This window comes from Agrococcus sp. HG114, assembly GCF_024723325.1.
Lineage (GTDB): Bacteria > Actinomycetota > Actinomycetes > Actinomycetales > Microbacteriaceae > Agrococcus.
Genome location: NZ_JANQCH010000041.1, coordinates 1 through 17,659 on the forward strand (window position 1 = coordinate 1; position 17,659 = coordinate 17,659).

Annotated in this window: 21 protein-coding genes and 1 riboswitch; of the genes, 18 read left to right on the top strand and 3 right to left on the bottom strand. The window is 71.9% G+C overall.

Going from position 1 to position 17,659, the window contains the following annotated elements; genetic code table 11:
• The first annotated feature begins 170 nt into the window (after positions 1–170).
• A riboswitch (guanidine-III (ykkC-III) riboswitch) is annotated at positions 171–234 on the top strand.
• 12 nt (positions 235–246) lie between these two features.
• Complete coding sequence (locus NWP09_RS06045) at positions 247–561, top strand: multidrug efflux SMR transporter (protein WP_258274635.1); 315 nt, start codon at positions 247–249, stop codon at positions 559–561.
• A 1-nt stretch (position 562) separates the two neighbouring features.
• Positions 563–943 (top strand): multidrug efflux SMR transporter, encoded by a 381-nt coding sequence (locus NWP09_RS06050; RefSeq protein ID WP_258274636.1) that lies wholly within the window; start codon positions 563–565, stop codon positions 941–943.
• A gap of 436 nt (positions 944–1,379) precedes the next feature.
• Here the strand turns inward: NWP09_RS06050 and epsC are convergent, their stop codons facing one another.
• Entirely contained in the window at positions 1,380–1,934 is a 555-nt protein-coding gene (gene epsC, locus NWP09_RS06055) for a serine O-acetyltransferase EpsC (protein ID WP_258274654.1), read from the bottom strand.
• Positions 1,935–1,942: 8 nt separating this feature from the next.
• On the bottom strand, positions 1,943–2,872 hold the full coding sequence (gene cysK / locus NWP09_RS06060) for a cysteine synthase A (protein WP_258274637.1): 930 nt from the start codon (positions 2,870–2,872) through the stop codon (positions 1,943–1,945).
• A 124-nt stretch (positions 2,873–2,996) separates the two neighbouring features.
• On the opposite strand from cysK, the gene prmC reads away from it, so the two are divergent.
• The 16 genes from prmC (at position 2,997) to NWP09_RS06140 (ending at position 16,997) form a co-directional block, all read left to right on the top strand.
• On the top strand, positions 2,997–3,857 hold the full coding sequence (prmC, locus tag NWP09_RS06065) for a peptide chain release factor N(5)-glutamine methyltransferase (protein WP_258274638.1): 861 nt from the start codon (positions 2,997–2,999) through the stop codon (positions 3,855–3,857).
• Positions 3,858–3,922: 65 nt separating this feature from the next.
• Complete coding sequence (locus NWP09_RS06070; protein WP_258274639.1) at positions 3,923–4,591, top strand: L-threonylcarbamoyladenylate synthase; 669 nt, start codon at positions 3,923–3,925, stop codon at positions 4,589–4,591.
• A gap of 4 nt (positions 4,592–4,595) precedes the next feature.
• On the top strand, positions 4,596–5,786 hold the full coding sequence (locus NWP09_RS06075; RefSeq protein ID WP_258274640.1) for an MraY family glycosyltransferase: 1,191 nt from the start codon (positions 4,596–4,598) through the stop codon (positions 5,784–5,786).
• Positions 5,783–6,244, top strand: a complete 462-nt coding sequence (locus NWP09_RS06080) for a hypothetical protein (protein WP_258274641.1) — start codon at positions 5,783–5,785, stop codon at positions 6,242–6,244. Before NWP09_RS06075 ends, NWP09_RS06080 begins: the two co-directional genes overlap by 4 nt.
• A 247-nt stretch (positions 6,245–6,491) precedes the next feature.
• Positions 6,492–7,232, top strand: coding sequence for a F0F1 ATP synthase subunit A (gene atpB, locus NWP09_RS06085; protein ID WP_258274655.1), 741 nt, complete (start codon positions 6,492–6,494; stop codon positions 7,230–7,232).
• Between the two features lie 34 nt (positions 7,233–7,266).
• Positions 7,267–7,506: an ATP synthase F0 subunit C gene (gene atpE / locus NWP09_RS06090; RefSeq protein ID WP_258274642.1), complete on the top strand. Its 240-nt coding sequence runs from the start codon at positions 7,267–7,269 to the stop codon at positions 7,504–7,506.
• A gap of 7 nt (positions 7,507–7,513) precedes the next feature.
• Positions 7,514–8,065: a F0F1 ATP synthase subunit B gene (locus NWP09_RS06095; protein WP_258274643.1), complete on the top strand. Its 552-nt coding sequence runs from the start codon at positions 7,514–7,516 to the stop codon at positions 8,063–8,065.
• Entirely contained in the window at positions 8,065–8,847 is a 783-nt protein-coding gene (locus tag NWP09_RS06100) for a F0F1 ATP synthase subunit delta (RefSeq protein WP_258274644.1), read from the top strand. The genes NWP09_RS06095 and NWP09_RS06100 overlap by 1 nt, the downstream gene beginning before the upstream one ends.
• A 27-nt stretch (positions 8,848–8,874) precedes the next feature.
• The gene (gene atpA, locus NWP09_RS06105; protein WP_258274645.1) at positions 8,875–10,509 is read left to right on the top strand and encodes a F0F1 ATP synthase subunit alpha; all 1,635 of its coding nucleotides are present in this window, start codon (positions 8,875–8,877) and stop codon (positions 10,507–10,509) included.
• Positions 10,510–10,531: 22 nt separating this feature from the next.
• Positions 10,532–11,416 carry a F0F1 ATP synthase subunit gamma gene (locus NWP09_RS06110; protein ID WP_258274646.1) on the top strand — a complete coding sequence of 295 codons (885 nt, stop codon included), beginning with the start codon at positions 10,532–10,534 and terminating at the stop codon, positions 11,414–11,416.
• Between the two features lie 17 nt (positions 11,417–11,433).
• Complete coding sequence (gene atpD / locus NWP09_RS06115) at positions 11,434–12,897, top strand: F0F1 ATP synthase subunit beta (RefSeq protein WP_258274647.1); 1,464 nt, start codon at positions 11,434–11,436, stop codon at positions 12,895–12,897.
• Positions 12,897–13,154 carry a F0F1 ATP synthase subunit epsilon gene (locus tag NWP09_RS06120; RefSeq protein ID WP_258274648.1) on the top strand — a complete coding sequence of 86 codons (258 nt, stop codon included), beginning with the start codon at positions 12,897–12,899 and terminating at the stop codon, positions 13,152–13,154. Before atpD ends, NWP09_RS06120 begins: the two co-directional genes overlap by 1 nt.
• Entirely contained in the window at positions 13,151–13,870 is a 720-nt protein-coding gene (yaaA, locus tag NWP09_RS06125; protein ID WP_258274649.1) for a peroxide stress protein YaaA, read from the top strand. Before NWP09_RS06120 ends, yaaA begins: the two co-directional genes overlap by 4 nt.
• Positions 13,871–13,926: 56 nt before the next feature.
• Positions 13,927–15,588, top strand: coding sequence for a RecQ family ATP-dependent DNA helicase (locus NWP09_RS06130; RefSeq protein WP_258274650.1), 1,662 nt, complete (start codon positions 13,927–13,929; stop codon positions 15,586–15,588).
• A 77-nt stretch (positions 15,589–15,665) separates the two neighbouring features.
• Positions 15,666–16,031, top strand: coding sequence for a TfoX/Sxy family protein (locus tag NWP09_RS06135; RefSeq protein WP_258274651.1), 366 nt, complete (start codon positions 15,666–15,668; stop codon positions 16,029–16,031).
• Between the two features lie 9 nt (positions 16,032–16,040).
• Positions 16,041–16,997: an aldo/keto reductase gene (locus tag NWP09_RS06140; protein WP_258274652.1), complete on the top strand. Its 957-nt coding sequence runs from the start codon at positions 16,041–16,043 to the stop codon at positions 16,995–16,997.
• Positions 16,998–17,028: 31 nt separating this feature from the next.
• Here the strand turns inward: NWP09_RS06140 and NWP09_RS06145 are convergent.
• The coding region (locus tag NWP09_RS06145; RefSeq protein ID WP_258274653.1) for a gamma-glutamyltransferase family protein at positions 17,029–17,659 on the bottom strand (631 nt) is incomplete at its 5' end.

Sequence of the window (17,659 nt, forward strand, 5' to 3'; positions counted from 1 at the left end):
GGCGGGCGCACGCCGCGCTCTGACGCGCCGCCGACCCGGGCTGCACAGCTGGCGCCGACCCCGGCTGCACAGCCGCTGCCAGCCGCCGCCGACCCCGGCTGCACAGCCCCTGCCAGCCGCCGCCGACTCCGGCTGCACAGCCGCTGCCGATGTGGCCTGGATACCCTGGTGGCGGACCCGGAGCAGGGTCCGCGGACGAGGGAGCCGTACCCGCAGCGCGACAAGACGGCCAGTGAGGGACTCGTCATGGCGTGGGTGATCCTGGTCGCCTCCGGCCTGCTCGAGGCGGTGTGGGCGGCCGCGATGCAGGCGTCGCAGGGCTTCCGCCGGTGGCGGCCGACCGTGCTGTTCGCCGTCGCGATGCTCGCCTCGATGGGCGGGCTCGCGTGGGCGATGCTCGAGATCCCGACGGGTACGGCGTACGCCGTGTGGGTCGGTGTCGGCGCTGTCGCGACCGTCGTGCTGCAGGTCGCGCGCGGCAGGGAGCGGCTCACGCTCGTGCGCTCGCTGCTGCTCGTGCTGCTCGTCGCGTGCCTCGTCGGCCTGAAGCTGGTGAGCTGACGTGGGCCGCCGCACCGCGTGGGCGACGCTGCTCGGCAGCGCCGTGCTCGAGGCCGTCTGGGCGACGGCGCTCGGGGAGTCGGCCGGCTTGAGCGAGCCGGTGCCCACCGCCGTGTTCGCCGTCGCCGCGGTGCTGAGCTTCGTCGGGCTCGAGCGCGCCGTGCGGGTGGTGCCGCTCGCGACCGGCTACGCGGTCTGGACCGGCCTCGGTGGCGCGCTGACCGTCCTGTGGGCGCTCGTCACGGGTGCCCAGCCGTGGAACCCGCTCACGCTCCTCTTCCTCGCGGGCATCCTGGTGGCCGTCGCGGGCCTGGCCCTCACCGAGCGCCCCGACTCTGACTCGCCCGACGCGGCCGCCGAGCCCACCGCATCCGACGCCTGACCCACCGCATCCGACGCCTGACCAGCCGCGGCGGCGCTCCCGATCCCGAGTGGTCACTCCGGTCGCTGAGTGGTCGCTCCCGCGCTTGAGCGGTCGTTCCGGTCGCTGAGTGGTCACTCCTGCGCTTGAGCGGTCGTTGCGGTCGCTGAGTGGTTACTCGGGTCCTCGAGCGGTCATGTCACCGAGCCGGCAGGCCGTCGAGCGGCGGTTCACCGGCAGCATCCGACCGGAGCGACCGCTCGCTGTCAGGAGTGACCTCCCACCGTCGGAAGTGACCGCTCACTGTCGGGAGTGACCCCTCGACGTCGGAAGTGACCGCTCACTGTCGGGAGTGACCGCTCGGCGTCGGGAGTGACCGCTCGGCGTCGGGAGTGACCACTCACGGGCTGAGGTGAGCGCTCGGCCTGAGCGGCGCGTGCGGTGCGGCGCTGCGCTGCTAGATGGAGTACTCGATGTGCGGCAGCTCCGCGGGCGCCGTGCCGCTCACCGGGCGGGCCGGCACGCCCACGAGCGTGACACCGGACGGCGCATCCTTCAGCACGACGGCGTTCGCGCCGACCTTGACGTCGTCGCCGAGCGCGATCGGCCCGAGGATCTTGGCGCCCGCGCCCACGAGCACGCGGTGGCCGAGGGTCGGGTGCCGCTTCACGGCGGCGTTCGCCGTGCCGCCGAGCGTCACCCCGTGGTACAGCATGACGTCGTCGCCAGTCTCGGCCGTCTCGCCGATCACCACGCCCATGCCGTGGTCGATGAAGAAGCGCCGGCCGAGCCTCGCCCCGGGATGGATCTCGACGCCCGTCATGAAGCGCGCGAACTGGCTGCCGGCGCGCGCGAGCGAGCGCGCGCCGGCGTGCCACAGGCGGTGGTTGATGCGATGGGCCCACACCGCGTGGAGGGTCGAGTAGGTGAGCGCGATCGTGAGCGCCCCGCGTGCGGCGGGGTCGTGCCGCTTCGCGTTCTCGATGTCCTCGCGGATGTTCAGCAGGCCCACCGCGACCCTCACCCCAGCTCGGCGTAGATGGGCATCGAGAGGTAGCGCTCGCCCGTGTCGCACACGATCGCGACGATCGTCTTGCCGGCCGACTCGGGGCGCCGCGCGACCTCGAGCGCGGCCCAGACGATCGCGCCCGAGGAGATGCCGGCGAAGATGCCCTCGTTCGCCGCGAGCTCGCGCCCGACGCGCACGGCGTCCTCGAGCTCGACGTCGACCACCTCGTCGTACACGTCGGTGTCGAGGATGGCCGGCACGAAGTTCGCGCCGAGGCCCTGGATCTTGTGCGGGCCGGCCTGGCCCTTCGTGAGCAGCGGCGAGTCGGCGGGCTCGACCGCGACGAGGCGGATGTCGGGGTTCAGCTCCTTGAGCCGGCCGCCGGCGCCCGTGATCGTCCCGCCGGTGCCGACGCCCGCGATGAAGACGTCGACGTCGCCGTCGGTGTCGGCCCAGACCTCCTCGGCGGTCGTCTCGCGGTGCACCCTGACGTTCGCCTCGTTCTCGAACTGGCGGGCGAGGATCGCGCCGGGCGTCTCGGCGACGATCTGCTGCGCGCGCTCCACGGCGCCGCGCATGCCGTCGGCGCCCGGGGTCAGGACGAGCTCGGCGCCGTACGCCTTGAGGATCGCCCGCCGCTCGACCGACATCGTCTCCGGCATCGTGAGGATCACGCGGTAGCCGCGGGCGGCGCCGACGAACGCGAGCGCGATGCCCGTGTTGCCGCTCGTGCCCTCGACGATCGTGCCGCCCGGCTGCAGCTCGCCCGACGCCTCGGCGGCGTCGATGATCGCGCGGCCGATGCGGTCCTTCACGGATCCCGCGGGGTTGAACGACTCGAGCTTGACCAGCACGGTCGCGTGCGTGTCGTTCGTGCGCCGGAGCCTGACGAGCGGCGTGCCGCCGATCGTCGCGGTGATGTCGTCGAAGATGCGGGCCATTCGCGGTCCTTTCATCGGATGGAAGCCAGGATTGTCACTCTACGGCCTCGCAACTGAGCAATCGCTCGCGCGCCACTGCGCATTCCCGCACGGCGGCGCGCGGCGACAGGGCTAGCGTTGGAGCGTGCAGCCGACCTCCGTCTCCGACGCCGTGCGCGACGCCCGCGCCCGGCTCTCGGCGGCGGGCATCGAGGGCCCCGACGCCGAGCTGCTCGCCGCGTGGGCGAGCGGCGCGTCGCTCGGCGAGGTGCGGGTCGACATGGCCACGGGCCGCGCGTTCGAGGCGGATGCGCTCGTGCGTTTCGCGCAGGCCGTGGCGCGCCGGGAGTCGCGCGAGCCGCTCCAGCACATCACCGGCGCCGCCCCCTTCCGCCACTTCGAGCTGCACGTGGGACCGGGCGTCTTCACGCCGCGACCCGAGACGGAGCTGCTCGTCGAGGTCGCGCTGCGGCACCTGCGCCGCGTCGTCGATCCGGTCGTGCTCGACGTCGGCACGGGTAGCGGCGCAGTCGCGATCGCGATCGCGCGCGAGTCGCGGGCGCGCGTCGTGGCGGTGGAGCAGAGCCCTGCCGCGTTCCCCTGGGCCAGACGCAACATCGCCGACCTCGCCCCCGAGGTCGTGCTGCTGCACGCCGACGCACGCGACGTCTCGGCTCTCGCCTCGGTCGGGGTCACGCCGGGCTCGCTCGACGCGTTCGTGAGCAACCCGCCCTACGTGCCCGACGCATCCGTGCCCGCCGACCACGAGGTGCGCGGCTTCGACCCGCACGCCGCGCTCTACTCGGGCGCCGACGGGCTCGACCTCATCCGCTCGCTCGCGCCGCTCGCCGCCGACCTGCTCGCGCCGGGCGGCCTCGTCGCGTTCGAGCACGCGGAGCACCAGGGGGAGGCGATCCGCGAGATGCTCGCCGACGCCGGGTTCACCCGCGCCGAGACGCGCGCCGACCTCACCGGCCGCGACCGGGTGACCTCCGCCGTCCGGTGACGCGCCTGCGCTGAGCGGACCGGCAGCCCATCGGGCCGCGGTCGTCGCCGAACTACGATGGAGGGGTGCCCGCGCTCTACGACTGCTCCGACCCCGCATCCCTGCTCGACGGCATCCGCGCCGCACGCACGGCCATCGGTGCCGGCCAGAGCATCGTGATGCCGACCGACACGGTCTACGGCATCGCGGCCGACGCCTTCTCGCACGCGGCCGTCGCGGGGCTCCTGGCCGCGAAGGGCCGCGATCGCGGCTTCCCCCCGCCCGTGCTCGTCGCCGACCGGCACATGGCCACCGCGCTCGCGGAGTCGGTGCCGCCAGAGCTCGAGCCGCTGCTCGACGCGCACTGGCCCGGGCCGCTCACGGTCATCCTGCGCGCGCAGCCGTCGCTCACGTGGGACCTCGGCGACACCGGCGGCACGGTGGCGGTGCGGGTGCCCGACCACCCCATCGCCATCGGCCTGCTGCGGGAGACCGGCCCGCTCGCCGTCTCGAGCGCCAACCTGCACGGCATGCCCGCGCCGACCGAGGCGGCGGCCGCGGCCGAGATGCTCGGCGACCGGGTCGCGCTCGTGCTCGACGCCGGCCCCGTCGGCGGCAGCGCCGCGCCGGGGGAGCAGAACGGCTCGACGATCCTCGACTGCTCGACCGACGGCGTCGCGCGGATCGTGCGCCAGGGAGTGCTGCCTCGCGAGGCGATCGCGGCGGTCCTCGGCGACCTGCTCGCCCCCGGGTGACGCCATGGTCTTCCTGCTCATCACCGCGGTCGCGGCGATCGTCACGTTCGTCGCGAGCCGCGTCGTCCTGCGCCTCGCGCTCCAGCACGGCATCCACCCGCCGGTGCGCGAGCGCGACGTGCACTCCCGCCCCACGCCCCGGCTCGGCGGGGTCGCGATGTGCATCGGCGTCGTCGCCGCGCTCGGCGTCGCGGCGCTCATCCCCGAGCTCTCCGGCATCTTCGCGGAGCCGGTCCGGGTGTGGACGCTGCTCGGCGGGGCGATCGCGATCTGCGCGATCGGCGTGCTCGACGACCTCGTCGACCTCGACTGGATGCTGAAGCTCGGCGCGCAGATCCTCGTCGCGACCGGCGTCGCGCTCTTCGGCGTGCAGATCGTGAGCCTCCCGATCGCGGGGATCATCGTGCCGTCGGCGACGACCGCGATCACCCTCACCGTGCTCATCATCGTGCTCGTCATGAACGCGGTGAACTTCATCGACGGCCTCGACGGGCTCGTCGCGGGCACCACGATCATCGGCTCGACCGCCTTCTTCGGCTACATCTGGATGATCAGCCAGAACCTCGGCCAGCAGAACGCCTACTTCTCGCTCGCGAGCCTCATCACGTCGATCATCGTGGGGGTGTGCCTGGGCTTCCTGCCGGTCAACTGGCACCCGGCGCGGATGTTCATGGGCGACGGCGGCGCGCTCATGCTCGGCCTGCTCACCGCGGCGAGCGCGATCGCGGTGACCGGGCAGATCGACATCGGCACGATGGGCGGGCGCAGCCAGATCCTGCCCGCCTTCATCCCGGTGCTGCTGCCGCTCGCGATCCTGCTCATGCCGCTCACCGACTTCGTGCTCGCGGTCGTGCGACGGGTCGTGAACGGCAACAGCCCCTTCGCCGCCGACCGGAAGCACCTCCACCACCGGCTGCTCGACATGGGGCACTCGCACCTGGGGGCCGTGCTCATCTTCTACGCGTGGACCGCCGTGGTCTCGATCGGCTGCCTGCTGTTCCTGATCGTGCCGTGGTGGGTCGCGGTCGGTATCATGGCGGTCGGGTTCATCGTGTGCGCCCTGCTCACGGCGGCGCCCGTCGGTCGCAGGGTGTTCCGCACGTTCCTGCGGGTGCTGCGCGAGCGTCGCGCTCGCCGCACCGGACTCCAGCCGACCAGCATCGACGCCATCGACTCCCAGGGAGACATCCGGTGACCACCACCCAGATCATGCGCCGGATCCTGCTGTGGGGAGCGGTCCTCGCCGGCGCCGTCGCCGTCGTCGGCGGCATCGTCGGGTGGGTCCTCGCGGCAGGCGCAGGCGTCGCCTCCGCGCTCGTCGGGACCGCGCTCGCCATCGTCTTCTGCATGCTCACCGCGGCGAGCATCATGCTCGCGCTCAAGGCCTCGCGCGGCCAGATGGTCTCCGGGGCGTTCTTCGGCATCGTGCTCGGCGGATGGCTGCTGAAGTTCGTGCTGTTCATCGTGCTCGTGCTCGTGCTGGGCGACCAGGAGTGGCTGCACCGCGGGGTCGCGTTCGGCGCGCTCGTCGCCGCCGTGATCGGCTCGCTCGTCATCGACTGCGTCGTCATCGCCACGAGCCGGCAGCCGCTCATCGACAGCGAGGCCGACGACGAGACGCAGGGCCGCCCGGCCTCCGGCGCCCGCGCGTGAGCCGTCCCGCCCGTCTGGCCCCGCTCATCCGCTCTGATAGAGTCGTAGCCGTTCCCCCAACTGCCCCGCTCGTCCTCGAGCGCGTTCGCGCGAGGGGGCGCACCGACGTCAAGAAGGCGCCAGGCGCCACGAGCTTGAGGAAGAGACGCTGAACGCCGTGTTGTCGCTGCTGGCCTCTGCTGGGAACGAGCCAGAGCCGTTCCACCCGCCGTCGATCGCGGAGTTCTTCCCGCAGGTCTTCCTGTTCATGGAGCCGGCCATCGCCTGGGCCGGGAGCGACGAGCCGATCTTCGGCATCAACCGCATCATGCTCATCCGCATGCTGTCGGCGCTCGCGATCATCCTGATCTTCGTGCTCGGCACCCGCAAGATGAAGCTCGTCCCGACGCGCGGCCAGAGCGTCGTCGAGCTCGGCCTCGGCTTCGTGCGCGACGGCATCGTCTACGACCTGCTCGGCGAGAAGGACGGCCGCCGCTTCCTGCCGATCATCACCACGATCTTCTTCATGGTGCTGGCGATGAACATCACGGGCATCATCCCGTTCCTCAACATCGCGGGCACCTCGGTGATCGGCGTGCCGCTCGTGCTGTCGATCGTCGCGTACGTCGCGTTCATCTACGCGGGCGTCAAGAAGCACCCGGGTGCGTTCTTCAAGAACTCGCTCTTCCCGACAGGCGTGCCGTGGCCGCTGTACATCATCGTGACGCCGATCGAGTTCGTCTCGACCTTCGTGCTGCGCCCCATCACGCTCACGCTGCGACTCATGATGAACATGTTCGTCGGGCACCTGCTGCTCGTGCTGTTCTTCGCCGCGACGCACTTCTTCTTCTTCTCGGCCGGCGGCCTCTTCACGCTCTTCGGCGTGGGCACCCTCGCCTTCGGCTTCGCCTTCACCGTGTTCGAGATCCTCGTCGCGGTCCTGCAGGCCTACGTCTTCGCCATCCTGACCACCGTCTACATCCAGCTCGCGCTGGCTGAAGAGCACTGACCCCGGACCCTCCGGACAACCGAAAGGAACGACCGTGGACAACGCCACGACCATCCTCGCCGAGATCAACGGCAACATCGGCACCGTCGGCTACGGCCTCGCCGCCATCGGCCCCGCCATCGGCGTCGGCATCGTCGTCGGCAAGACGATCGAGTCGGTTGCCCGCCAGCCCGAGCTCCAGGGCCGCCTGACGGTGCTGATGTTCATCGGCATCGCCTTCACCGAGGCGCTGGCGTTCATCGGCATCGCCACCTACTTCTTCATGAACGCCTGACGCACTGATGCTCACCACTCCTCTCTTCCTCGCGGAAGAAGCGGGGGAGACCACTCAGAACCCGCTGCTTCCGGCTCCGTACGACATCATCTGGTCGGCGGTCATCTTCGTCGTCCTCCTGCTGATCTTCTGGAAGGTCGTCCTGCCTCGCATGCAGGCGCTGCTCGACGAGCGCGCCGCCGCGATCGAGGGCGGCATCAAGAAGGCCGAGGAGGCGCAGGCCGAGGCTGCCGCGGCGCTCGAGTCGTACAACACGCAGCTCGCCGAGGCCCGCGCCGAGGCCGCGCGCATCAAGGACCAGGCTCGCGCCGACGCCGCGCGCATCGAGGCCGACCTCAAGGCTCGCGCCAACGAGGAGGCCGAGCGCATCACCGCCCAGGCGCACCAGCGCATCGAGGCGGAGCGCCAGGCCGCGTTCTCGTCGCTCAAGACCGAGGTCGGCACGCTCGCCCTCGACCTGTCGGAGAAGGTCGTCGGCGAGTCGATGGACGACGCGCGCTCGGCCGCGATCGTCGACCGCTTCCTCGCCGACCTCGAGCGCGAGGGAGCGAACCGCTAGTGGGCAGCGCGACCAGCCAGGCGCGAGCCGGCATCGACGAGGCCGTCCGGGCCCAGCCGCAGGCGGGCCTCGACGACGCGCGGGACCTCTTCCGGGCATCGCGCGCCATCGAGCGCAGCCCGCAGGTGCTCTCGTCGCTCGCCGACCCGGTCTCGACCCCCGACGCGCGCGCCGCGCTCGCGCAGCGCGTGCTCGGGCAGCTCGGTGGCGCGGCGGTCGCGATCGTCGCCCACCTCGCGCGCCAGCGCTGGTCCGAGGCGACCGACCTCCTGGCCGGGATCGACGAGGCAGGCGTCCGCGTCGCCGTGCGCAGCACGGAGGCCGATGTCGCCGGCGAGATCGCGTCCTTCGAGCGCATCGTCGCCTCCGACGCCGAGCTCGAGCTCGCGCTCGGCGGGCTGCAGGGCTCGGCCGACGAGAAGGCGGCGCTCGTGCAGCGACTGCTCGCGGGCCGCGCGAGCGATGCGACGGTCGCGATCCTCGACCACCTCGTGCGCGCGCCCCGCGGCCGCCGCATCGGCCAGCGCCTGCGCTCGGCCGCGACGCAGGTCGCCGCGGCGTCCGGCCGCTCGCTCGCGACCGTCACGACGGCCCGCGAGATCCCCACCGCCCAGCTCGACCGGCTCCGCGCCGGTCTCGAGCGCCAGTACGGCCGCACGCTGCAGCTGCAGCAGGTGGTCGACCCGGCCGTGCTCGGCGGGCTGCGCGTCTCGATCGGCGACGACGTCATCGACGGCACCGTCCGTTCCAAGCTCACCGACCTGCGCCTGAAGCTCGGCTAGGTCGAAGAAACCCGAAGAGGAAGACACATGTCAGAGCTCACCATCAGCCCCGACGAGATCAAGGGCGCCCTCGCCGACTTCGTCTCGTCCTACGAGGCGTCGGCCTCGACGACGGCCGAGGTCGGCCGCGTCATCGACGCCGCCGACGGCATCGCGCACGTCGAGGGTCTCCCCGGCGTCATGGCGAACGAGCTGGTCCGCTTCGCGGACGGCACGCTCGGCCTCGCGCAGAACCTCGACGAGACCGAGATCGGCGTCGTCGTGCTCGGTGAGTTCGATGGCATCGAGGAGGGCATGGAGGTCACCCGCACGGGCGAGGTCCTCTCTGTCCCCGTCGGCGAGGGCTACCTCGGCCGCGTCGTCGACCCCCTCGGCAACCCGCTCGACGGCCTGGGCGAGATCGCCTCGAGCGGCCGCCGCGCCCTCGAGCTGCAGGCGCCCGGCGTCATGCAGCGCAAGTCGGTGCACGAGCCCCTCCAGACCGGCATCAAGGCCATCGACGCGATGATCCCGGTCGGCCGCGGCCAGCGCCAGCTCATCATCGGCGACCGCCAGACCGGCAAGACGGCCCTCGCGATCGACACGATCATCAACCAGAAGGCCAACTGGGCGTCGGGCGACGTCAACAAGCAGGTGCGCTGCATCTACGTCGCCGTCGGCCAGAAGGGCTCGACCATCGCCTCGGTGAAGGGCGCGCTCGAGGACGCCGGCGCGATGGAGTACACCACCATCGTCGCCTCGCCCGCATCCGACCCCGCGGGGTTCAAGTACCTCGCGCCGTACTCGGGCTCGGCCATCGGCCAGCACTGGATGTACGAGGGCAAGCACGTCCTGATCATCTTCGACGACCTGTCGAAGCAGGCCGAGGCGTACCGCGCCGTGTCGCTGCTCCTCCGCCGTCCGCCGGGCCGCGAGGCGTACCCGGGCGACGTCTTCTACCTGCACTCGCGCCTGCTCGAGCGCTGCGCGAAGCTCTCGGACCAGCTCGGCGCCGGCTCGATGACGGGCCTCCCGATCATCGAGACGAAGGCGAACGACGTCTCCGCGTACATCCCGACCAACGTGATCTCGATCACCGACGGCCAGATCTTCCTGCAGTCCGACCTGTTCAACGCGAACCAGCGTCCCGCGGTCGACGTCGGCATCTCGGTCTCGCGAGTCGGCGGCGACGCGCAGGTCAAGTCGATCAAGAAGGTCTCCGGCACGCTCAAGCTCGAGCTCGCCCAGTACCGCTCGCTCGAGGCGTTCGCGATGTTCGCCTCCGACCTCGACGCGGCTTCGCGCCGCCAGCTCGACCGCGGCGCGCGCCTGACCGAGCTGCTCAAGCAGCCGCAGTACTCGCCGTACCCCGTGGAGGAGCAGGTCGTCTCGATCTGGGCCGGCACCAACGGCAAGCTCGACTCGGTGCCCGTCAACCAGGTGCTGCAGTTCGAGGCGGAGCTCCTCGAGCACCTGCGCGGCAACAGCACGGTGCTCACGACGCTGCGCGAGACCAACGTGCTCGACGACGACACCCTCGCGACGCTCGAGCGCGAGGTCGACGAGTTCGCCCGCAACTGGCAGGGCAAGGATGCCGCGAGCATCACCGACCCCGGCACCGAGGCGAACAACCCGATGGTCGAGGACGTCAACCAGGAGCAGATCGTCAAGGGCCGTCGCTGACGCGGATCGCTGAGGAGGCGGAATGGGAGCCCAGCTCCGGGTCTACACGCAGAAGATCAAGTCTGCGCAGTCGACCAAGAAGATCACGAAGGCGATGGAGCTCATCGCCGCGTCGCGGATCCAGAAGGCGCTCGCCCGCGTGCAGGCGTCGAACCCGTACGCTCGGGCGCTCACTCGCGCCGTGAGCGCGGTGGCCACGTTCTCGAACGAGGCGCACCCGCTCACGGTCGAGCGAGAGCAGCTCAAGCGCGCGGCGATCGTCGTCGTGACCGCCGACCGCGGCCTGGCCGGCGCGTTCAACTCGCAGATCCTCAAGGAGGCGGGTGAGCTGCGCGCGAAGCTCGAGGCGGAGGGCAAGGAGGTCGACCACTACCTGGTCGGCAACAAGGCGGTCGGCTACTTCAAGTTCCGCCAGCGCCCCTACGTGCGCGAGTGGACGGGCCAGTCCGACGTGCCGACGCCCGAGCTCGCGCAGGAGATCGCCGAGGCGGTGCTCGAGGCGTACGTCTCCGAGCAGGTCGACGAGATCCACATCGTCTACAACCGCTTCGTCAGCATGATGACGCAGGACCCGACGACGGTGCGCCTCCTCCCGCTCGAGGTCGTCGAGGCCGAGAGCGCCGATGCCGCCGAGCACTTCCCGCTCTACGAGTTCGAGCCCGAGCCCGCGCTCGTGCTCGACGCGCTCCTGCCGGTCTACGTCGAGAGCCGCATCTTCAACGCGCTGCTGCAGTCGGCCGCCGCGAAGCAGGCCGCCACGCAGAAGGCGATGAAGTCGGCGTCCGACAACGCCGACAAGCTCATCATCGACTACACCCGCCTGCGCAACAACGCGCGCCAGGCCGAGATCACGACGCAGATCTCCGAGATCGTGGGCGGCGCGGACGCCCTCGCCTCGGCGAAGTAGCCACGAAAGGCAAGCACATGACCATCACTGACACCACCGAGGCCCCGCAGCAGCAGGCCGGCGTCGGCCGCGTCGCTCGCGTGACCGGCCCCGTCGTCGACATCGAGTTCCCGCACGACGCGATCCCCGCCGTCTACAACGCGCTCAAGACGACCGTCGACTTCCAGGACGGCACCGAGCCGCAGGAGATCACGCTCGAGGTCGCGCAGCACCTCGGCGACGACCTCGTCCGCGCGATCGCGCTCAAGCCGACCGACGGCCTCGTGCGGGGCCAGGAGGTGCGCGACACGGGCGAGTCCATCACGGTGCCCGTCGGCGACGTCACCAAGGGCAAGGTCTTCAACGTCATCGGCGAGGCGCTCAACCTCGGCGAGGGCGAGACGCTCGAGGTCACCGAGCGCTGGTCGATCCACCGCAAGGCCCCGTCGTTCGACCAGCTCGAGTCGAAGACGCAGCTCTTCGAGACCGGCATCAAGGTCATCGACCTCCTCACCCCGTACGTGCAGGGCGGCAAGATCGGCCTGTTCGGCGGCGCGGGCGTCGGCAAGACCGTCCTCATCCAGGAGATGATCCAGCGCGTCGCGCAGGACCACGGCGGCGTGTCGGTGTTCGCCGGCGTCGGCGAGCGCACGCGTGAGGGCAACGACCTCATCCACGAGATGGAGGAGGCGGGCGTCTTCGACAAGACCGCCCTCGTCTTCGGCCAGATGGACGAGCCGCCGGGCACGCGCCTCCGCGTGGCCCTGTCGGCGCTCACGATGGCGGAGTACTTCCGCGACGTGCAGAAGCAGGACGTGCTGCTCTTCATCGACAACATCTTCCGCTTCACGCAGGCCGGCTCCGAGGTCTCGACGCTGCTCGGCCGCATGCCGAGCGCCGTCGGCTACCAGCCGAACCTCGCCGACGAGATGGGCATCCTGCAGGAGCGCATCACGTCGACGCGCGGCCACTCGATCACCTCGCTGCAGGCGATCTACGTGCCGGCCGACGACTACACCGACCCGGCCCCGGCCACGACGTTCGCGCACCTCGACGCGACGACGGAGCTCAGCCGCGAGATCGCGTCGAAGGGCCTCTACCCGGCCGTCGACCCGCTCACGTCGACGAGCCGCATCCTCGACCCCCGCTACCTCGGCGAGGACCACTACCGCGTCGCGACGACGGTCAAGCAGATCCTTCAGAAGAACAAGGAGCTGCAGGAGATCATCGCGATCCTCGGTGTCGACGAGCTCTCGGAAGAGGACAAGATCGTCGTCAACCGCGCGCGCCGCATCCAGCAGTTCCTCTCGCAGAACACCTACATGGCGAAGAAGTTCACCGGTGTCGAGGGCTCCACGGTGCCGCTCAAGGACACGATCGAGTCGTTCGACGCGATCGCGAAGGGCGAGTTCGACCACGTGGCCGAGCAGGCGTTCTTCAACGTCGGCGCGATCTCGGACGTCGAAGCCAAGTGGGCGCAGATCCAGAAGGAGAACGGCTGATGGCTCTGACCGTCAGCATCGTGTCGGCCGCGGCCGAGGTGTGGACGGGCGAGGCCTCGCAGGTCATCGCCAAGACCACCGAGGGCGAGATCGGCATCCTGACGGGCCACGAGCCGATGCTCGCGGTGCTCGCCGAGGGCCAGGTGCGCGTCACCGACTCGAGCGGCACGGTCCACAGGGTCGATGCCGAGGACGGCTTCCTCTCGGTCGACCACGACCGGATCGAGATCGTCGCGCGGAACGCCAAGCTCGCGTGATCGTCCTGCTGCCGCCCAGCGAGACGAAGGCGGCAGGCGGGAGCGGAGCGCCGCTGGAGACGGCCAGCCTGGGATTCCCCGGGCTGGCCGTCGCCCGTTCCCGGGCGCTCGCCGCGCTCGACCGCCTCGTCGCCCACGGCCAGGACGCGTCGACGCCCGCCAAGGCGCGAGCCGCCGCCGACAACGCCGCCGTGCGCACCTCGCCGACGATGCCCGCGATCGAGCGCTACACGGGCGTGCTCTACGACGCGCTCGCGGCCGCCGAGCTCCCGGCTGCGGCGCGGCGGTGGGTCGACGACCACGTCGTGATCCAGTCGGCCCTGCTCGGCTTCGTGCGCGCATCCGACCGCATCCCCGCGTACAAGGTGTCCGAGCACTCGAAGCTGCCGGGCGAGCGGATGCGCGAGCTCTGGTCGGGCGCGGGGGAGCAGATCGAGGGCTTCGCGCTCGACCTGCGCTCGAAGGCCTACGCGGCGCTCGCCCCGGTGCCGGGCGCCGAGCCCGTCGAGATCGTCTCGCGCGAGGGCAAGCCCCTCAACCACTGGAACAAGGCCGGCAAGGGCGCGCTCGTGCGCGCGCTCGCGCTCGCCGGGGTGCAGGCGGACACGGCGGATGCGCTGCTCGCGTGGGCGGCGTCGGCCGACGTGCCGCTCACGCGCGGCGACGCGGGCCTCCGGCTCGTCGTTGAGGACCCGCGGCTCGTCGCCGCCCGCTGAGCCGCCTCCGGACGGCGGCCCAGGCCCCGGTCAGGGCACCCGCCTAGCATCGCTCCATGACCGCTCGCCGCCGCAGCTCCACGTCGGACCGGATCGCGGAGGCGGCCCGCGAGTACGGCTGGGAGCAGCTGCGCCCGGGGCAGCGCGAGGCGGTCGAGGCCGTGCTCGCGGGGCACGACGTGCTCGCGGTCATGCCCACGGGGCACGGCAAGTCGGCGATCTACCAGCTCGCGGCGAAGCTCGTCGACGGGCTCACCGTCGTCGTCTCGCCGCTCATCGCGCTGCAGCGCGACCAGGTCGAGCAGCTCGAGGGCCTCGGCGCCGACGCGGCCGTCGCGGTCAACTCCTCGCAGCGGGTCGGCGAGACGCGCGAGGCGTGGGAGGAGCTCGAGGCAGGCGAGGCCGAGTTCGTGTTCCTCGCGCCCGAGCAGCTCGCGCGCGACGAGGTGCTCGCGCGGCTGCGCGAGCTCGAGCCGTCGCTCCTCGTCGTCGACGAGGCGCACTGCGTCTCGGCGTGGGGGCACGACTTCCGGCCGGAGTACCTGCGGCTCGGCCACGTCGTCGACGCGCTCGGGCACCCGACGACGGTCGCGCTCACTGCGACCGCCGCCCCGCCCGTGCGGGAGGAGATCGTCGAGCGGCTGCGGATGCGCGACGCGCGGCAGGTCGTGCGCGGCTTCGACCGCCCCAACATCTTCCTGGAGGTGCAGCGCCACAGCGGCGACGACGAGAAGCGCGAGGCGATCGTCGCGCGCGCCGTCGCCGAGGCGAAGCCAGGCCTCGTGTACGTCGCGACGCGCAAGGACGCGGAGCGGTACGCCGCCGAGCTCATCGCGGCGGGCGTGCGTGCCGAGTCGTACCACGCGGGCATGCCGCGCGCCGAGCGCGAGCGCGTGCACGCCACCTTCAGCGACGGCACGGCGGAGGTCGTCGCCGCGACCTCGGCGTTCGGCATGGGCATCGACAAGGCCGACGTGCGCTTCGTGCTGCACGCGGCGCCGCCGGACTCGCTCGACTCCTACTACCAGGAGATCGGCCGCAGCGGCCGCGACGGCGAGCCCGCGCTCGCCGCGCTCTTCCACCGGCAGGAGGACTTCGGCCTGCACCGGTTCCGCACGGGCGGCAGCGCCGACGTCGACATGCTCTCGGCGGTCGCCTCGCGCGTGCGGCGCGCGAAGGCGCCGGTGCCGCCCGAGCGGCTGCGCGAGCGGCTCGACGTCGGCGCGAGCCGGCTGACCGCAGCCGTCAACCTGCTCGAGCAGGCGGGCGCCGTCGAGACGACCGACGACGGCGAGCTCGTGTGGCGCGAGGGCACGGTGAAGCCCGCGGTCGAGGAGGCCGCCCGCATCGCCGAGGCCCGGCGGCGCGTCGACCGCTCGCGCGTGGAGATGATGCGAGGCTACGCCGAGACGAGCGGCTGTCGCCGGCGGTTCCTGCTCGGCTACTTCGGCGAGGAGCTGCCGGGCCTGTGCGGGGCGTGCGACACGTGCCGCTCGGGGTCGGCGGCGCGCGCCGAGGCGGAGCGCGAAGCGGCGGATGCGTCGGCGGACGCGGCGGGGGAGTGGTCGGTCGGGATGCGGGTGCGGCACGAGGCGTGGGGCGAGGGCGGCGTCGTGAGCGACGACGGCGACCGCATCACCGTGCTCTTCGACGAGGAGGGCTACAAGACGCTCGCGCTCGAGGTCGTCGCCCGGTCGGGCGTGCTGCAGCCGCTCTGACCCGGCCGCCGCCCGCACCGCGGCCGCGAGGCGACCGAGGCCGCGCATCCGTCACCGCCCGGTGCCATGATCGACGCATGCCCAACCGGCCCGAGACGATCGAGCGCATCCACGAGGCGCTCGACCCGCTGCCGATCCGCGTGCGCGCGATGTTCGGCGAGCACGCGGTCTACTGCGACGACCGCATCTTCGCGTTCGTGTGCGACGACACGCTGCTGCTGAAGCTCGTGCCCGAGGCGTCCGAGCTCACGGCCGACCTGCCGCGCGGCGAGGCGTACCCGGGCTCGAAGCCCTACGGCGTCGTCGACGCCGACCGGCTCGCCGACACCGAGTGGCTGCACGAGGTCGCGCAGACGATCGCGGCGACGCAGCCCCGGAAGGCCCCGAAGCCGCCCCGGCGGCAGGGCGGCGGCAGACCGGGGCGCCCAGCCGGCGGCGCCTAGGCTTGGAGCATGACGCGCACTCTCGGAACTTCGGGCATCGAGGTCTCGGCCATCGGCCTCGGCTGCAACAACTTCGGCCGCAAGGGCACCGTCACCGAGGAGCAGTCGGGCACCGACGCGGTGATCCACGCCGCGATCGACCACGGCATCACCCTGTTCGACACCGCCGACATCTACGGGAACCCCGCGACGACCTCCGAGACCCTCATGGGCGTCGCGCTCAAGAGGGCCGGCAGCGCCGCGCGCGACAAGGTCGTGCTCGCGACGAAGTGGGGGCACCAGGACCTCGCGGTCGAGGGCACCGAGACGTGGGGGCCCAAGGGCGCACGCCAGTACATCCGCAATGCGGTCGAGGCGTCGCTGCGCCGCCTGCAGGTCGACCACATCGACCTCTACCAGCTGCACATGCCGGACCCGGCGACGCCGATCGAGCAGACCGTCGCGGCGCTCGACGAGCTCGTCGACGAGGGCAAGATCCGCGCCTACGGCCACTCCAACCTCAGCGCCGAGCAGATCGCCGCCGCCGCCGAGGTCGAGAGCCCGAACGGCTTCTCGACCGCGCAGGACGAGTACTCGCTCGTCAAGCGCGACGTCGAGCGCGAGGTGCTGCCCGCGGTGCTCGAGGCGGGGCTCGGCTTCCTGCCCTACTTCCCGCTCGCGAACGGGCTCCTGACCGGCAAGTACTCGCAGGGCAGCGGGCCCGCCGACGCCCGCCTGACGCGGCTCAAGCCGCAGCTGCTCGAGCAGACCGACTGGGCGCGCATGGAGCGCTACGAGCGGCTCGTGCGCGACTCCGGCCGGTCGATGCTCGAGGTGACCTTCCAGTGGCTGCTCGCGCAGCCGGCGGTCACGAGCGTCATCGCGGGCGCCACGCGGCCCGAGCAGGTCGAGCAGAACGCGGCAGCGGGACGAGGGCAGCTCGACGCGGCGACGGTCGAGCAGATCTCCGACATCTTCGCGCTCTGAGCTCCGCTCGCGGCTCAGGCGGCCGCGCTCGTCAGCGCAGCGCCGCGTAGCCCTGCTCGTCGCGCGGGTTCGAGGCGGCGCGGATCGTGCCGTCGGGCGCGTGCGACGCCGACGAGAGGCGTCCGAGCGACCAGGGCCCCGCATCCGTCACCGCATGGCCGCGACGGCGCAGCTCGGCGATCGTCGCCTCGCCGAGCCGCGACTCGACGTGCAGCCCGCCCGGCTCCCACACGCGCGGCTCGAACGACGACACGAGGTGCGTCACGTGCCACGAGGGCGCGTCGATCGCGGCCTGCGCGTCGAGGCCGAGCACGCGCAGGCCGAGCAGCATCGTGAGCTGCCACTGGTCCTGCTGGTCGCCGCCGGGCGTGCCCAGTGCGATGACCGTGCCGTCGTCGTCGACGAGCATGGTCGGCGACAGGGTCGTGCGGGGGCGGATGCGCGGGGCGAGGCTCGTGGACAGGCCCGGCTCGAGCCACAGCATCTGGGCGCGCGTGCCGAGGCAGAAGCCGAGCTCGGCGATCGCGGGGCTCGACTGGAGCCAGCCGCCCGACGGGGTCGCGGAGATCACCAAGCCGTCCTTGTCGACGACGTCGATGTGGCACGTGTCCCCGCGGGTCGGCTCACCCGTGCCGGTCGGTGCGGCGCCCACGGCCGCGGCC

What these genes read in the sequence shown, in the direction of transcription:
- NWP09_RS06045 (WP_258274635.1), top strand. Translation starts at nt 247, where the DNA reads ATGGCGTGGGTGATCCTGGTCGCCTCCGGCCTGCTCGAGGCGGTGTGG.
- cysK (WP_258274637.1), bottom strand. Translation starts at nt 2,872, where the DNA reads ATGGCCCGCATCTTCGACGACATCACCGCGACGATCGGCGGCACGCCG.
- NWP09_RS06075 (WP_258274640.1), top strand. Translation starts at nt 4,596, where the DNA reads ATGGTCTTCCTGCTCATCACCGCGGTCGCGGCGATCGTCACGTTCGTC.
- atpB (WP_258274655.1), top strand. Translation starts at nt 6,492, where the DNA reads ATGGAGCCGGCCATCGCCTGGGCCGGGAGCGACGAGCCGATCTTCGGC.
- NWP09_RS06095 (WP_258274643.1), top strand. Translation starts at nt 7,514, where the DNA reads ATGCTCACCACTCCTCTCTTCCTCGCGGAAGAAGCGGGGGAGACCACT.
- atpA (WP_258274645.1), top strand. Translation starts at nt 8,875, where the DNA reads ATGTCAGAGCTCACCATCAGCCCCGACGAGATCAAGGGCGCCCTCGCC.
- NWP09_RS06110 (WP_258274646.1), top strand. Translation starts at nt 10,532, where the DNA reads ATGGGAGCCCAGCTCCGGGTCTACACGCAGAAGATCAAGTCTGCGCAG.
- atpD (WP_258274647.1), top strand. Translation starts at nt 11,434, where the DNA reads ATGACCATCACTGACACCACCGAGGCCCCGCAGCAGCAGGCCGGCGTC.
- NWP09_RS06120 (WP_258274648.1), top strand. Translation starts at nt 12,897, where the DNA reads ATGGCTCTGACCGTCAGCATCGTGTCGGCCGCGGCCGAGGTGTGGACG.
- NWP09_RS06130 (WP_258274650.1), top strand. Translation starts at nt 13,927, where the DNA reads ATGACCGCTCGCCGCCGCAGCTCCACGTCGGACCGGATCGCGGAGGCG.
- NWP09_RS06135 (WP_258274651.1), top strand. Translation starts at nt 15,666, where the DNA reads ATGCCCAACCGGCCCGAGACGATCGAGCGCATCCACGAGGCGCTCGAC.
- NWP09_RS06140 (WP_258274652.1), top strand. Translation starts at nt 16,041, where the DNA reads ATGACGCGCACTCTCGGAACTTCGGGCATCGAGGTCTCGGCCATCGGC.